Consider the following 15,518-nt stretch of genomic DNA (forward strand, 5'->3'; position numbering starts at 1 on the left):
GAGGCGTTTGCATGACTCAATCGATGTTTATTGTCTGGCGCGAAAGCGTCGAGGCGTTGTTAGTGATCGGGATTCTCCAGGCCTGGGTCAGCCGACAACACCAGGCCAGCCAGCTGTTGCGCTATGTATGGACCGGCGCCGCGCTGGGCCTGTTGCTTTCGGGCGTGCTGGCCGGCCTGATCCTGCTGGCCGGCGAGGCCATGAGCGGGACGGCCAATGAATGGTTCCAGGCGTCGCTGGCTCTGGTCGCCAGCCTGCTGATCGTGCAGATGGTCGGCTGGATGCACCGAAACGCGAGGACGCTCAAGCATGACCTGACGCGCCACGCCGACCAGCGCCTGAGCCGTCAGGGCGGCCTGGGGCTGTTGGTGCTGGCGCTGCTGGCGGTCAGCCGCGAAGGCAGTGAAACCGTGGTGTTCCTGTATGGCGCCGGTGCGCGCCTGCAGGGGCCGCAACTGGGCTTGTTCGCCGTCGGTGCGCTGGCCGGGCTGGTGCTGTCGCTGCTGACCGTCTCCTTGCTGCACAGCAGTCGCCGGTTCATCTCATGGCCGCGTTTCTTTGCCATCAGCGAAGCGATCCTGCTGCTGTTGGGGGCAGCGTTGCTGGTCAGCGGTATCGAGCGGGTCGGCGGGCAACTGCTCGCGATGGATTGGCCTGAGGCGGTGTATCGCGGCATTGGCGACGCGCTGTGGGACAGTAGCGCGATACTCGACGACGGCCATGGCTTCGGCGGGTTCCTGGCGGACTTCACCGGGTATCGGGCCAGCCCGAGTGCGATGACGCTGCTGGTGTGGCTGGGCTATTGGGGCGTCGTCGCGGGCTGGCTGCGGCCGCGCAAGGCGGAAAACCTGCCATGCCCGACCTGAACCCCTGGCTCCAACGCCTGGGCGACGGCATGCGGCGCCACGGTGCAACCATTCGTGCCGTGCAATGGACGGTGGTGCTGTTCTACGCGGTGCTGCTGGTGGTGCCGGCCCTGCTGCCATTGCCCAACAGCCAGGCACGCCTGTTCGACAATCTCACACTGCTGGCACAGTTTCTGTTCTGGGGCCTGTGGTGGCCGTTCGTGTTGCTGTCGATCGTGTTGTTCGGGCGGCTCTGGTGTGGCGTGCTGTGTCCGGAAGGCGCCCTGAGTGAGTGGGCCAGCCAGTACGGCAAGGGCTTCGGGGTGCCGCGCGGATTGCGCTGGGCTGGCTGGCCCACCTTGGCGTTCTGCCTGACCACACTCTACGGTCAATTGATCAGCGTCTACGACTACGCCCAGGCTGCATTGCTGATCCTGGGCGGCTCGACCGTCGCCGCGGTGATCGTTGGCCTGTTGTTCGCCCGGGGCAAGCGGGTGTGGTGCCGTTACCTGTGCCCGGTCAGCGGCGTCTTTTCCCTGCTTGCTCGCTTGGCGCCGGTGCACTTTCAGGTGGACGAACAACGCTGGCTGGAAAACCCCGCACCGCGTCGCCCTCCTCCCAACTGCGCGCCCTTGCTGGACATCCGCCGCATGCGTGGCGCCGCCGATTGCCACGCCTGTGGTCGCTGCAGCGGCCAGCGCGATGCGGTGCGCCTGATTGCCCGCTCCAGCAGCGAAGAAATCCTGCACTCGACAGCTGACACCCTCTCGCCATGGGATGTTCGTTTGCTGTTGTTCGGTGTCATCGGCCTGGCCATGGGCGCCTTCCAGTGGACTGTCAGCCCATGGTTCATCGACCTCAAGCAAAGCCTGGCCCAATGGCTGGTCAGTCATGATTGGCTCTGGGCACTCCAGGACAACGCGCCGTGGTGGCTGTTGACGCACTATCCGCAACTCAATGACAGTTTCAGTTGGCTCGACGGTTTTTGCATCGTCGCGTACCTGGGCATGAGTGCACTGCTGATAGGCACTTCACTGATGCTGCTGATGCGCCTGGCGGCACGCCTCTCGGGTGACAACACACAATATCCGCCCTTAGCCATCACCCTGACGCCCCTCGGCGGTGCTGGGTTGTTCCTCGGCTTGTCGGCCACCACGGTCAAACTGCTGCGCTATGAAGGACTGCTGCTGGAATGGGTACAACCGGCACGGGCCGGGTTGCTGGTAGCGGCGATAGCCTGGAGTTTATGGCTGGGCTGGAAACGCCTGCAGCAGACGCAGACTCCAGCGATCCAACGATTGCCAGCCATGGCATGCCTGGTCATGGCCAGCAGCCTGGTGGGTTATGGCTGGTGGCTGCAGTTCTGGGGATGGTGATGTGTTCACAACACCCTGTGGGAGCGAGCTTGCTCGCGATGAGGCCGGCACATTCAACATCACCAAAGACTAACACACCGCCATCGCGAGCAAGCTCGCTCCCACAGGGGAAACGCGGTCCCACCAAGAACTAGGTCGGCTATAAGGCCGCCTCGCGGTGGATGTTGATCTCGGCGCCCCGTTAACCACGCTGGCTGAACGAAGGTATTGCGCAGTGGGCAACCCGGCATGGATGCCGGGTTAGCCGCGCTGGGCCATGGATGGCCCTTCGCGGCGGCCCTCGGAGCAATGCCTTCGTTCAGGCATGCCGAGCCTAGGCGAGGCACCGAGTGGTGGGGCAAAAGCGCTTTGGTTACTTTCGCGCTTTTCGAAAGTGACCCGCCGTAAGGGCGGAACCATAAGCCGCCGTTACCTAAATAACGGATATACCCCCCAAAAGCCGTCAGCCCCGAACCCACCCCCCCTGCCGACTCAACTCAGGCTTTTTTAAAAACACCCTCTGCGGCAACAGCAACCAAGCCAGCGCCGGCAGCAAGATCAAGGCCCCCAGCATGTTCACCAAAAACATGAAGGCCAGCAAAATCCCCATATCAGCCTGAAACTTGATCGGCGAGAACGCCCAGGTCGACACCGCCACAGCCAATGTCATGCCCGTCAACAACACCACTTTGCCGGTGAACAGCAGCGCCTGGTAATACGCCTGGGCCAAGGTGTCACCGGCCCGCATCCGCGCCAGGATCACGCTCAACACATAGAGCGCATAATCGACCCCGATGCCCACGCCCAGTGCGATTACCGGCAGTGTCGCGACTTTCACCCCCATGCCCAGCCCCACCATCAGCGCCTCGCACAGGATCGAGGTGAGCATCAGCGGCAGCATCGCGCACAGGGTTGCGCGCCAGCTGCGGAAGGTCACCAGACACAGCAGACTGACTGCGCCATAGACCCAGAACAGCATCTCGCGCATGGACTTCTTCACCACGATATTGGTCGCCGCTTCGATCCCCGCACTGCCGGCCGCGAGCATGAACTTGACCTCTGGCATCTGATGCCCGGCGATAAACTGCTCACTGGCCTCCACCACCCGGTTCAAGGTATCAGCCTTGTGATCGGCCAGGTAGACGTACAGCGACAGCATCGAGCAGCCCTGATTGAACAGCTCTCGCGGGGCGCGGGTTTGCACGGCACCCAGTGCGCCGTCATTGGGGATCAGTTCATACCATTTGAAGTTGCCTTCGTTATACCCGGCCGTGGCGATCTTGCTCAGCGCTGCCATCGAGGTGGTCGATTCCACGCCGGGCAATTGCTCCAGTTGCCAGGCCAGCGCATCTACCGCGGACAGGCTGGCGTAACGGGTGCATTGATCCTCGGGGGTCTTGATCATGACCACGAAAATATCCGAGCTGGCCGCATAGTTCTGGGTCATGAACAACGCATCGCGGTTGTAGCGCGAGTCGGCACGCAACTCTGGAGCGCCGGGGTCCAGATCGCCGATTTTCAGGTGCAGGCTCACGGCAAAACCAAACGCGGCCAACAGCAAGCCAGCCAACATGGCGCCCGTGGCCCAGCGCCGTTGGGTGAACAAATCGAGCACACGCCACAGGGGATGCTTGATCTGCGCCTGTTGCTCTGTGGTTTCCGCACTCAGGCTGCGTTGCGCCGCCGCCGGGCTGACGCCGATATAGCTGAGCAGGATCGGCAGCAGGATCAGGTTGGTGAAAATCAGCACTGCCACCCCGAGGCTGGCGGTGATCGCCAGGTCCTGGATCACCCGAATGTTGATCAGCAGCAGCACCGCGAAGCCCACCGCATCACAGAGCAAAGCGGTGATGCCGGCGGCGAACAGTCGACGGAAGGTATAGCGCGCGGCAACCACCCGGTGAGTACCGCGGCCGATGTCCTGCATGATGCCGTTCATCTTCTGCGCGCCATGGCTCATGCCAATGGCGAACACCAGGAACGGCACCAAGGCCGAGTAAGGGTCCAGCTCATAGCCGAGCAGCGCTAGCAGCCCCAGTTGCCAAAGCACCGCCGCCAGTGAACAGATCACCACCACCAAGGTGCTTCGCGCGCAACGGGTGTAGCCAAACAGCACCAAGACCGTCACCAGTACCGCCACCACGAAGAACAGCAATACCTGGGTCATGCCCTCGATCAGGTCGCCGACGATCTTGGTAAAGCCGGTGATATGAATCCGCAGGTCATCGGTCTGGTACTTGTCTCGCAGCGCCTCCAGTTGCCGGGAGAACTCGCCATAGTCCAGCGCCTTGCCCGTCTGCGGATTGATTTCCAGCAACGGCACGAAGATCACGCTGGATTTGAAGTTGCCGGCGACCAATTGCCCGACTTCCCCGGAGCGGGCCACGTTGGTCCGCACCTGCTCGAGGCTGGTGGCCGAGCCATCGTAATCGTCGGGGATCACCGTGCCGCCGTCGAGCCCGTCTTCGGTCACGGCAGTCCAGCGCGTGGTCGGGGTCCATAACGATTTCATGTAGGGGCGGTCGACGCCCGGCAGCAGATAGAGCTCGTCGTTGAGCCTGGCCAGGGTGTCGAGGTAGTCCTTGGTGAAAATGCTCCCCTGCTTGACCTCCACGGCGATGCGCAGCGAGTTGCCCAGGCCGCTCAGTTCCTTGCGATTCTCCAGGAAATTGGCGACGTAGGGATGCCCCGTGGGGATGGTCTTTTCGTAGCTGGCATTGATGCCGATGCGCGTGGCTTGCCAACCGAGCACCAACGTCACCAACAGACACAGCAGGACCACCAGCGGTCGATGGTTGAAGATCGCCCGCTCAGCGAAGTTGCCCGACGCCCGGTCAAAGTCTTCCTGGCGGCCGATCACGGTTTGGGTTCTGTCGTCTTTCAAGTTTGACTCCTGTTGCACGAGCCGTGGCCCGATAGCGCTACACCGTGAAGTTTCAAGGTTGACCTGCGGCCCGCGGATCCTGGTCAGCGGCCACGCCGGTCAAGCCGACGCTAGCCAGGCTGCCGTCGACCGCCTGTTGCACGGCAGCGAGCGTCCCGCCGCTGCGGCTCTGACGCTTGTCAAAGCTTCGCCCCTGGTCATGACTGAATAGAAGTTCACCACTCTGGCTGGCCAACAACAGGCCGCCGTCGCGCAGTTGGAGAGCGCTCGCCAGTGTCGATTCGATACCGGTGTCAAGGCGGCGCCAACTGTTGCCACGATCCCCGGACCACCAGGCGTTTCCGCGCAAGCCATAGACCACCAAGGCGCCATCGCGGGTGCCGAGCAGACCGAAGAAGCTGCCCTCATACGGTGACGTCAAGGCCTGGAATGACTGCCCAGCATCGGTGGAACGCAACAGCAAACCGCGCTCCCCCACCAACCACAGATCGTTGCCCAAGGCGCGGATGCCATACAGGTTCAAGCCCTGCGGATTGTCCACATGCCGCATCCACGGCTGCCAGCTTCGCCCGCCATCGTCGGTACGGTAGATCTGGTTGTAGGCACCCACGACGTAGCCGTGCAGGCGGTCACTGAAGTACAGGTCGAGAAACGGTTTATCCGGTCCGTCATCGAGCATTCGCCGTGCCTGCGCCAAGTGGCTGGCACCGTCGGGTTGATTGACATCGCGCTCAGCGAACTGTACCGCCAAGGCGATGGCACGCTGACCGTCGAGTTGCTTTTGCCAGGTTTCTCCGCCGTCCTGGGTGTGCAGCACCACGCCCAGATGACCGACCGCCCAGCCCTGCTCGGCATCGACGAATTGCACCGCCGTCAGGCTGACACTGACCGGCACCTTGGCCTGGCGCCAATTGACTCCTGCGTCATCGCAGAGCAGCACGATCCCGCGCTCACCGACCGCCACCAGACGCTCGCCGGCCCGGGCCAGCCCGAGCAACACCGAGCGCTGGGCCTTGGCGGTCGGCAATGCCGGCTGTTGCAGCACGGCCAATGTCGTGGCCTGTGCAACCAAGGGCACGCTCACCAACAGGCTCCCCACCAAGGCGCAAACACACCATAGCGGACCGCGACTCGCAAAAAATTTATCAACGTTCATATCGTTATTCCGCCTGGAAAATCGTAAGCGACCGCGGCGAACCTCCTCCTCGCCACGGCCGCCACAGGTTCAACGCATGTTTTCGTTGGCCATGGCATCCGGCGTGAAATAGGACGCCGAAGGTCTCGCGATCTTCTGGTACTGAACCGCCAGGTCATTGCTCGATGCGTTGAGGAAGTAGGCCCCGGTGTCGAGGTTGTAGCTGCCCCACATGACCTGTGCGGTGAGCACCGGCATATCCGGCGCCAGCAGCGTCAGCGAATACATCTGCCGACCGAGCTTGCCCTGGGCGTCATAACCGTCGGCCATCAGGATCTGCCAGGAGTCTTCGTCGACGTAGTAGGTCCGACGCGGCACGACATGGCGCTTGCCGGATTTGAGCGTGGCCTCGACCACCCAGACCCGGTGCTTCTCCCAACGCACCAGATCAGGATTGAGGAAGTTTTCCTTGACCAGGTCGTCACTCTTGGCCAGCGCGGCGCGGTTATTGTTGTAGCCGACGATCAGCTCTTTCTTGCCCACCAGCTTGAGGTCATAGCGATCGGTAGGCCCGAACAGCATGAACGCTTCGTCGAACAGGCCAACGCCAGAGGTCACGAAGTCCGGCGTGTCATAGGCAATGTTTGGCGCCCGGCGAACCCGGCGCTGGCCGACCAGATATTGCCAGGCTGCCCGATTGGCCGGGTCCATGTCCCAATGGGTCATCAGGCCTTCGCCGGCCTTGGATGACGGCAACTCAGTCAACAGCTTGCCCACCTGGTACTTGCCCGCATAGTTTTCCAGGCTGCCGCCTTCGAAGTAGTAGGGAAACTGATAGGAGAATTGGGCCCGGGTCGCCTGGACTTTCTTGCCACCGGCGGTCATCAGCCAGGTATCGAAAGGCGCGCTGATGGTGTCGCCGCCCTGCCAGGACAACCGATAATTCCACAGCACTTGGGCACCGTTTTCCGGGATCGGGAACGGAATGCCACCGTAGGCGTTGGCGACCTTCTCGCTGTCCACGTCCAGGGTGGCGCGGGTGGCGTTCTTGCTGGTGTTGTCATACACCCATTGCGGAGCGGCGGCCGAGCGATGGGTCGGGTACACGTCCAGGCGATAGCCCGGGTATTTCTTCAGCAGCAGCTTGGTCCCTTCGGCCAACTCGCTGGCGTACTGCTCCATGTTCGAGGCTTTGATCGAATACAGCGGCTTCTCGCCGGCGAATGGATCGGGGCGTTTGTCTCCCGGTTTGTAGCCAGGCGTGGCCTGGGTATAGCCGCCCTGCCAAGCCGGGATACTGCCATCGGCGTTGCCGGCGCGCTCGCCACCCAAGGGAGTCAGATCGGTTTTCAGGCGCGCGGCCTGTTCAGGTGACACCGCCGCCTGCGCCAATCCCATGCTGGCAAGGGCCAGGGTCAGGACGCATGTGTTCAGGAATGCTGTGTTCTGCATGGCGAATCCACCTTATTAGAATGAGGTTTTCACGTAGAGCGAGACGAAGTCGCGATCGGCCAACGACTGTCCGTAACTGAAATTGCCGTCCTCGCGCAGCCCGGCTTTCGGTGCGCCGAAGAAGTTCACGTAGTTGAGGCCGACATCCCAGCGTTGCAGGTAGGTGGCTTTGAGCCCGACACTCCAGTCGCCGGAGTGGGTGTTGCCGAAGCCGGATTTGTTGACCGCCGATGAGCGCCCATCGAGTACCACACCCATGCCGATCGGCACGGTCAGGTCGATTCCGTCGACGATCTGGAAGTACGCCGGCTCGATCAATACCCGCAGCGCGGTGGCATCGCGGGTGGTGTTGGAGTCCAGCGCGGCAGCGTTCTTGGTCACGCTCAGGGTGCGGTTCCAGGCCAGTTCGGCCAGGGCCGATCCGCCATCCCAGAACGCGGTGGGCGATAACAGGTAGATCGCCGACAGGTTGGCGTGGGCGGTCTTGCCCCTGGCGAACAACTCATTGTCGCCACCATCGGCCGCCATGCCGGGGGTCACTACTTGCAGATTACTCACTAGCGGCGCGTTCCAGCGCACCGACGTTTCACCGGCAAAGTTGAACGGACCGTAGGCAGTGGAGAAGCTGACGCCAGCGGTCTTGATGTCTTCGGCGTAGACCTGGCGATAGGAACCCAGGATGGGCAACCCGGTGGCCGCAGACGCCGCACCGTCCAGGTAGGCGTACAACCCGATTGGCGCTTTGTCGTGATACTGGGCCGCGTAGAAACCCAGCTCCAGCTCGGTGCCGGTCGGCTTGAAGCGGATCTGCATGCCGCCCTGCCCCGAATTGCGCGGTTTCAAATCGCCGCCATTGACCGTGTCGTTGCCGAACACTTCGCGCAGAGGGCCACTGCCGTAGCCGATGGCATCGACATCGCTCAGGTAGCTGCCGGCGCCGGGCAGATTGGAACGTTCCCACTCAAACTGATAGTAAGCGCCCACCGACAGTTGCGGGTTGATCTGCAACTGCCCGGAGATCTGATTGACCGGGCGCAGGATCTCCTTGAACTGAGTCCCCGGCACGCTGAGCAACTTGACGACATCGGTCGGGCCCTGGGCATTGGCAATGCCGTTGCCACCGTAGAACAGGCTTTCCCCATAGATCAGGCTGTGTCGGCCCAGGCGCGCCACGCCCTGGGAGTCTTCACCCAGATCCCCGCGCAAGAACACGAAGGCGTCGAGGATTTCCGCGTCGCGGCCATGGAGCTTGCGGGTTTCACTGAGGAAATGCGTTTGCTCGCTGCTGTCGGTGTCCTGGTTGTAGATATCGTCGTACCAGGCTGCGCCGCTCACGCGCAGCCCATAGTTTTGCCGGCTCAGGTCCATTTCGGAAAACAGGTCCAGGCGGTTGGAGACCAGGCCACTGCTGAAATTCTTGTCGCCCTGGCTCTGGATCGAGGGGTACAGGCCGCTGGCGGTTGGCGCGTTGACCAAGCGGCTGTCCTGTCCATGCAGGCGCCAGGCTTGGCTGTACTTGATAGTGTTGTCCCAGCGCAGTTTCCAGTCGGAGTCACCCAGGTCCATTTGCATGGCCTGGACCCTTTCGACCATCACACCGGTGCTGCATAACGCCAGGAACAGGGCGCAATGCTTGAAACCAAAGCAATCTTTGAGGTTATCCATGGACGCTTCTCATTATTGTTATTTTTTGGCATGGCTTTGCAGCCAACACGCTCGGGTAGCGGCTTGCGCCGCGTTGTACGGATGCGCATTCAGATGTAGGTGGAGGCCAATCCACCATCGACCGGCAGGTTGACGCCGTTGATCCAGCGCGACTCGTCGGCACACAGGAAAGCGATCACCGCCGCCACCTCATCGGCGTAAGCGGGACGTTTCATGCGATGGGCATCGGCCTGGGTCCGGGCCTCGCCGAGCATGCTCACGAAGTCGTCGAGGATGGGCGTGAACACCGGGCCCGGTGCAACACTGTTCATGCGCACCGAATGCTCAAGAAACCAGGGTTGGGCCTGCAGGTAGGTCCAGACGATCAAGGCTTCCTTGAAGTACTGGTAGCAGGTCTGGTCCGGCACCCGGTGGTCGGCCAGCCAGGCTTGCGCGACGGCAAAATCTTCGATGCGCGCCAGCGCCTTGTGCTGTTCCAGGCGCAACGGCCATTCGGCGCCGAGGATCGAGGCGATATTGACGATGCTGCCGCCAGCGTTGATGCGCGGCAGCAGCGCACGGCTCAAGTGGCGCAACCCAAGGTAGTTGACCCGCGCCAGCAGTTGCGGGTTGGCAGTGCCCGGCACCCCGGCGATGTTGCACAGGCTGTCGAGCCGTGCGGGCAGCTGCGGCAGCAGCCGTTCGATGTTTTCGGCGCTACTCAAATCGCCCTGCACAAAACCGTCCAGGGTCATGTGCGGCGCCTTGAGGTCGACGCCAATCACTTGGGCGCCATGAGTGCGCAGCAGGCTTGCCGTGGCAGCACCAATGCCTGACGAGACACCGGTGACCAGCACAATCTTGTTGTCGAGTTTCATGTTGAGTCCTCTTATTATTTTTGTGTACTCGCAGGGCCCTCAGCTCATCGGGCCCTGTAAACCTGCCTGTCAGAAGGGGTAGACCGGCGCCTGGTCCTTGACCGTCACCCACTGCCATTGCGTGTATTCGTCCCAGTCCGCCGGGCCGCCGACGCTACCGCCATTGCCCGAGGCGCCGCGCCCGCCGAACGGGTTGATGCACTCATCGGCGACGGTCTGGTCATTGATGTGCAACATGCCGCACTGCAACCGCTCACCGATGGCCATGGCCCGGCCCACCGACGGCGAAATGATCGCCGCCGCCAAACCGTATTCGGTGCGGTTGGCCAACTCGACGGCTTCATCATCGGTGGCGAAGCTGACCACCGTTGCCACGGGCCCGAAGACCTCCTCGTCGAAGGCCCGCATGCCCGGTTTCACGCCGCTGAGCACGGTGGCCTGGTAGAACAGTCGATCGTGCTCGCCGCCTGCCTCCAGCCGGGCGCCGGCGCGCACGGAGTCGCTGACGATGTCGTGCACCCGTTTCAGCTGGCGCTGATTGATCAGCGGCCCCAACGCGGCCTCGCCCTGGGCGGCGTTGCCGACGGTCAAGGCCCGGGCCTTTTCCACCAGTTTGCGGGTCAGTTCTTCGGCGATGGATTCATGGGCGAGGATCAACCCGGTGGCCATGCAAATCTGCCCTTGATGCAGCCAGGCGCCCCAGGCCGCGTTGCGAGCGGCGAGGTCGAGATCGGCGTCTTCAAGAATGATCAGCGGGTTCTTGCCGCCCAACTCCAGTGCGACCTTCTTCAGGTTGCGCCCGGCCACTTCAGCGACCTTGCGACCGGCGCCGGTGGAACCGGTAAAGGCGATCATGCGCACGTTGGGGTCGCGGCACAGCGCCTCACCGGCATCCGCCGCGCCGGGCAACACTTGCAACAAGCCCTTGGGCAGCCCTGCCACCTCGAACAACCGGGCGATGAGGAAACCGCCGCTCACCGGGGTCTGCGGATCCGGCTTGAGCACCACCGCATTGCCCGCCGCCAGGGCTGGCGCAACGGAGCGCATGGACAACACCAGGGGAAAATTGAAGGGCGAAATCACCCCGACCACGCCATGGGGCTGGCGCCGCGCGTAGGACAGGCGCCCCGCCTCGCTGGGCAGGACCACCCCATGGGCCTGGGACAGCAGGCCCGCGGCCTGATGCAACAGCACGATGGCTTCGCGTACTTCGTGTTGGCCCTTGAACAGCGCGGCGCCGGTCTCCCGGGCCACGTACAGCGCCAGTTCATCGAAGGACTGCTCAGCCACGTCGGCGGCCTTGCGGAAGATCGCCGCGCGTTGCCGCGGGCCCAGCGCCGCCCACCCCGGCTGCGCCAGGGCTGCGTCGCGACTGGCCTTGGCGATGTCGGCGGAGTCGGCCGTGGCACAGCGCATCAACCGCTCACCGGTGGCCGGTTCAATGATCCATTGCAGCAGACCCGACGCAGGCACCCAGTCACCGTTGAAGACACATTCCGACTCGATCACCTGGGACAACAGGTGGCTTTTGGATGCAGACATTTAACACTCCCGGCTCTTTGTTGTTGTCATCGTTTGCCGCACCTGGAAGGTATCGACGCAAACGCCGTGCTAGTGCCTGAGCAAGCGCTGTGCCGGTTTTGCCCGCAGACCTTGATAAACCTGGCGCAGGGCTCTGGATCAATGGTCTGCATCGAATGCAGGACTGATGAAGCACCTGCCGACGTGGCCGTTGGCCAGCTGCCGCTTGTTCATTTGATAAAGTTATGCTTAATAACTATCTCGCCAGATGATCATTTCGATCACCCGCCATCAGGGGCATAACAATGAATAATCCCCACTGCCAGTTGCCGGATCACCGGATCGCCACCGAGCACTTCCGCCCACGGGGTGACAGCAACGAGCTGACCGACAGCAGCTCGCCCACGACGGCAGAACTCACCGCGTGTCTGTTTTTCTCCCCCGACGACGGTCGTATCTGGCTCAACGACCAACGCATGTTGCTGCTGCACAGTTCATCCTTCGGTGCGTTGCGCCGGGAAATCATCGAACGCCAGGGGCTGGAACAGGCCCGTGGCATGCTCACCCGCACCGGCTATTCCTCCGGCGCCCGGGACGCCCGGCTGATTCGCGAACGCTGGCCCCACGCCGATGCCGCAGCGGTATTTCGTGCCGGCACGCATCTGCACACCCTTGAAGGCATGACCAAGGTCGAGCCGCTGCACTTCAAGTTCGATGCTGATTCGGGGTTCTATGAAGGGGAATTTCTCTGGCATCACTCCTGTGAGGCCGACGAGCATGTCGCCGCCTATGGCACCGGGCAGGATCCGGTGTGCTGGACCGAACTGGGCTATGCCATCGGTTTCGTCAGCGGGCTGTTCGGGCAACTGGTGATTTTCCGCGAAGTGGAATGTCGAGGCATGGGGCACGAACGCTGCCGAGTCGTCGGCAAGACCGCCGAGCAATGGGGCGATGTCGAGCAGGACCTCAATTACCTCAATGCCTCACCGCCAGCGGTCGTCGCGCGCACCGACAGCCAGTCCGACAGTGTTGCCGGCACCGCCCCACTGCCGGACAGCGAACAGCCGCTGATCGGTGCCAGCGCCGCCTTCAACGCCGCGACCCAGGCCTTGCAGCGGGTGGCCTTGACCCCCGCCACCGTGCTGGTCAGCGGCGAATCCGGCGTCGGCAAGGAGATGTTCGCCCGTCAGTTGCACCAACTGAGTCGCCGACGCGATGGTCCGTTCATCGCCCTCAACTGCGCGGCCATCCCCGACAACCTGATCGAGGCCGAACTGTTTGGCGTTGAACGCGGTGCCTATACCGGGGCCACCCATTCACGCCCCGGTCGTTTCGAGCGAGCCCATGGCGGCACGTTGTTCCTGGATGAGATCACCTGCCTGAGCCTGGCCGGGCAAAGCAAGTTGCTGCGCGCCTTGCAGGAGCGGGAGATTGAACGGATCGGTGGTGGCCACGGCATCAAGGTCGATGTGCGGGTCGTGGCGGCCACCAACATCGACCTGCGCAAGGCCGTGGCGGAAGGCGCGTTCCGTGAAGACCTGTTCTACCGGCTCAACGTCTACCCCATCGCCCTGCCGCCCTTGCGCGAGCGTCGCGATGACATCCCGTTGCTGATCAATGCTTTCCTCAAGCGCTTTTGCCAGGAGTACGGCCGCACCCCGATGGGCCTGACCATGCGTGCCTTGAAGGTGCTGTTGCGCTATGACTTCCCGGGCAACGTGCGGGAATTGCAGAACCTCATCGAGCGCGGCCTGATCGCCAGCGAAGAAGGCCAGGCGATTGACCTGGTCCATCTGTTTCGCAATGAGCAACTTCCCGTGGATGCGTACTCCGTGGACCTGCACGGCGGTCTCTCGCCGATGGGCCTGGCCGCCAACGACGCCGCGGAAAAACCGGCCCTGCTCCAGTCCCTCAGCCAACTGGACTCGGACTTCTCCATTGACGGCCTGGAATCACGGCTGATCAACGAAGCCCTGCAACTGAGCAGCGGCAACCTGGCAGCGGCCGCACGCTCATTGGGACTGAGCCGGGCACAGTTCGCCTATCGGTTGAAGAAGCATCAACGAGGTGTCGCGGACTAAACCCCGAACCTGGGATCACCATAATTCCCCTGTGGGAGCGAGCTTGCTCGCGATGGCGGTGGGTCAGCTGACATTGATGCTGGCTGGGTTGACGCCATCGCGAGCAAGCTCGCTCCCACATTGGTTTCTGCGGAGCTGCAAGCTCTGCAACTCAATCCGTCGTGCTCGCCGCCAGTACGGCAAGCGTTCGGCGCTTGGGGTTCCAGATGCTCAGGCACCAGACGCCCCACCACTCCAGGCCATCGTCGAAATAATCGCTCCAGGAGGCCCGTGCCGGATCGTACTCGTCGCTGGCCGTCCAGTTGAGGTTGAAGTTATCGACCCAGCTCAACACCACCCCATCGGTACCGTCCTCGAGCCCAAGCAGGTCGAGCCATTCGCTGAACAGCGCCTGCGGGGTGTCGTCGCTGAAACGGGTGCCATAGGGCGGGTCGCAGAAGGCCGCGTACAAGGCATAAGTGTGCTGATCATCTTGGTCGCTCCGCATGAGTCGAGCCCGTTCGTCCCGGTTCAGCGGCTTGGCGACGGCCTTGCTCAAATCCCAATCCATGGTGGGGGGCGCAGCCTCGGTATAGCGCGGGTCCAGAGTCAGTTGGCGATGACGCTCCAGCCATTGAGCCTTGAGGTGCTGGAACAACAGGTCCACAGCCTGACGATGAAGCACCTCATCAGCGGCATCACTCGCCTCGGGCACAAGCACCAGGAAATCGAAGGCACAACCGGCCTTTTCCATCCGCTGGCGCAGGGATGCGCTGGCTTGCTGTTCCACGATGCGCAACATGACAGTCTCCATCAAGCGAGGGGAAAAGCGCCCCGCCGGTACTCGCTGGGGGTCTGGTTCATCTCTATCCGAAAGTGCCGGTTGAAGTTGGACAAGTTGTTGTAGCCCACTTCAAAACAGATATCGGTCACGGGCATTTCGCTCTGCAACAGCAAGCGACAGGCGCGCTGGACCCGCAGCTTGCGCATCAGGTCAATGAAGCCGTGCCCGGTGATGCGCTTGAAGAACCGTGAGAAGCCCGGCTCGCTCATGTCCAATTGACGAGCGATCACCGACAGGCGCAGGTCGCCAGTGAGTTCGGCTTGCAGGTATTCGAAGGCTCTATGGATGCGCTCGGAGCTGCGCGCATCGAGGGTCGGCGCGTAGCAAGGGCTCGCCAGGCTCAAGGCCTCGTCGCCAGGGGCTTGGTTGAGGGTGTGCAGCAGTTCCAGGAACAGCGCCAACCGCGCCAGTCCCTGGGCCGGGCCGATGGCTTCCAGCAGGTGCGCGGCCCGCCGCGCGGTGTTGCCGTCGAAGGTCAGGCCACGGCGGGCGCGTTCGAACAGGCCCTGCAGATCGCCCAGTTCGGGCAGGGTTCGGCGCAAGGTCAGCAGCGTGGCACCGTCGAATTGCAAGACCACGTCACGCCCAGGCAGGTGCTCGCCCGGCGCCAGATCGCCCATCCAGTCGTGGGGCAAGTCCGGGCCAATCATCGCCACATGGCCTGGGCCAAACGGGCCGATGTAGTCGCCCGCCAGCAGTTTGCCGCTGCCCTGGCGGATCAGGTGGATTTCAAATTCAGGGTGATGGTTCCAACGCGCCATCGGGTACGGGTAGTCATGCTCGTACCAGCGAAAACTGTGTTCGGGCTCAGGCAGGATGACTTCCAGTTCGGCTGGTCGCTGCTCGAACAGCGGCGTTCGGTGATCAGGCATGTCGCGCCTCTTTTATCGTTATAGCGGG

11 protein-coding genes are annotated in these 15,518 nt (G+C 62.7%); 3 read left to right on the top strand and 8 right to left on the bottom strand.

What is annotated here, in order from left to right; translation table 11 throughout:
- The first annotated feature begins 11 nt into the window (after positions 1–11).
- A complete protein-coding gene (locus AB4O22_RS12115) occupies positions 12–866 on the top strand; it encodes an FTR1 family iron permease (RefSeq protein WP_027911725.1) in 855 nt (284 codons plus the stop codon).
- Positions 854–2,221 carry a 4Fe-4S binding protein gene (locus AB4O22_RS12120; protein ID WP_223473011.1) on the top strand — a complete coding sequence of 456 codons (1,368 nt, stop codon included), beginning with the start codon at positions 854–856 and terminating at the stop codon, positions 2,219–2,221. The genes AB4O22_RS12115 and AB4O22_RS12120 overlap by 13 nt, the downstream gene beginning before the upstream one ends.
- 442 nt (positions 2,222–2,663) lie before the next feature.
- Here AB4O22_RS12120 and AB4O22_RS12125 read toward each other — a convergent pair whose 3' ends face one another.
- From AB4O22_RS12125 to AB4O22_RS12150, 6 genes are all read right to left on the bottom strand, one after another.
- A complete protein-coding gene (locus AB4O22_RS12125) occupies positions 2,664–5,084 on the bottom strand; it encodes an efflux RND transporter permease subunit (protein WP_027911727.1) in 2,421 nt (806 codons plus the stop codon).
- Positions 5,085–5,136: 52 nt separating this feature from the next.
- Positions 5,137–6,240 carry a WD40/YVTN/BNR-like repeat-containing protein gene (locus AB4O22_RS12130; RefSeq protein WP_460096378.1) on the bottom strand — a complete coding sequence of 368 codons (1,104 nt, stop codon included), beginning with the start codon at positions 6,238–6,240 and terminating at the stop codon, positions 5,137–5,139.
- A gap of 69 nt (positions 6,241–6,309) precedes the next feature.
- A complete protein-coding gene (locus tag AB4O22_RS12135; RefSeq protein ID WP_460096379.1) occupies positions 6,310–7,671 on the bottom strand; it encodes a DUF1329 domain-containing protein in 1,362 nt (453 codons plus the stop codon).
- A gap of 15 nt (positions 7,672–7,686) precedes the next feature.
- Complete coding sequence (locus AB4O22_RS12140) at positions 7,687–9,336, bottom strand: DUF1302 domain-containing protein (RefSeq protein WP_460096380.1); 1,650 nt, start codon at positions 9,334–9,336, stop codon at positions 7,687–7,689.
- Between the two features lie 89 nt (positions 9,337–9,425).
- Positions 9,426–10,193 (bottom strand): coniferyl-alcohol dehydrogenase, encoded by a 768-nt coding sequence (locus AB4O22_RS12145; RefSeq protein ID WP_223472810.1) that lies wholly within the window; start codon positions 10,191–10,193, stop codon positions 9,426–9,428.
- A gap of 69 nt (positions 10,194–10,262) precedes the next feature.
- Positions 10,263–11,735: a benzaldehyde dehydrogenase gene (locus tag AB4O22_RS12150; RefSeq protein ID WP_223472811.1), complete on the bottom strand. Its 1,473-nt coding sequence runs from the start codon at positions 11,733–11,735 to the stop codon at positions 10,263–10,265.
- 284 nt (positions 11,736–12,019) lie between these two features.
- Between AB4O22_RS12150 and AB4O22_RS12155 the strand changes: the two genes are divergently transcribed.
- Positions 12,020–13,795 (top strand): sigma-54-dependent Fis family transcriptional regulator, encoded by a 1,776-nt coding sequence (locus AB4O22_RS12155; protein ID WP_223472812.1) that lies wholly within the window; start codon positions 12,020–12,022, stop codon positions 13,793–13,795.
- Between the two features lie 151 nt (positions 13,796–13,946).
- Here the strand turns inward: AB4O22_RS12155 and AB4O22_RS12160 are convergent, their stop codons facing one another.
- On the bottom strand, positions 13,947–14,576 hold the full coding sequence (locus tag AB4O22_RS12160) for a hypothetical protein (RefSeq protein ID WP_223472813.1): 630 nt from the start codon (positions 14,574–14,576) through the stop codon (positions 13,947–13,949).
- Between the two features lie 11 nt (positions 14,577–14,587).
- Positions 14,588–15,490, bottom strand: a complete 903-nt coding sequence (locus AB4O22_RS12165; RefSeq protein ID WP_003201480.1) for a helix-turn-helix domain-containing protein — start codon at positions 15,488–15,490, stop codon at positions 14,588–14,590.
- Between the last annotated feature and the right edge of the window lie 28 nt (positions 15,491–15,518).

Source organism: Pseudomonas sp. S3_B11 (assembly GCF_054667715.1).

Coding starts and splice junctions, on each gene's coding strand:
- AB4O22_RS12165 (WP_003201480.1), bottom strand. CDS start 15,490: ATGCCTGATCACCGAACGCCGCTGTTCGAGCAGCGACCAGCCGAACTG.
- AB4O22_RS12160 (WP_223472813.1), bottom strand. CDS start 14,576: ATGTTGCGCATCGTGGAACAGCAAGCCAGCGCATCCCTGCGCCAGCGG.
- AB4O22_RS12135 (WP_460096379.1), bottom strand. CDS start 7,671: ATGCAGAACACAGCATTCCTGAACACATGCGTCCTGACCCTGGCCCTT.
- AB4O22_RS12115 (WP_027911725.1), top strand. CDS start 12: ATGACTCAATCGATGTTTATTGTCTGGCGCGAAAGCGTCGAGGCGTTG.
- AB4O22_RS12140 (WP_460096380.1), bottom strand. CDS start 9,336: ATGGATAACCTCAAAGATTGCTTTGGTTTCAAGCATTGCGCCCTGTTC.
- AB4O22_RS12155 (WP_223472812.1), top strand. CDS start 12,020: ATGAATAATCCCCACTGCCAGTTGCCGGATCACCGGATCGCCACCGAG.
- AB4O22_RS12145 (WP_223472810.1), bottom strand. CDS start 10,193: ATGAAACTCGACAACAAGATTGTGCTGGTCACCGGTGTCTCGTCAGGC.
- AB4O22_RS12120 (WP_223473011.1), top strand. CDS start 854: ATGCCCGACCTGAACCCCTGGCTCCAACGCCTGGGCGACGGCATGCGG.
- AB4O22_RS12150 (WP_223472811.1), bottom strand. CDS start 11,735: ATGTCTGCATCCAAAAGCCACCTGTTGTCCCAGGTGATCGAGTCGGAA.
- AB4O22_RS12130 (WP_460096378.1), bottom strand. CDS start 6,240: ATGAACGTTGATAAATTTTTTGCGAGTCGCGGTCCGCTATGGTGTGTT.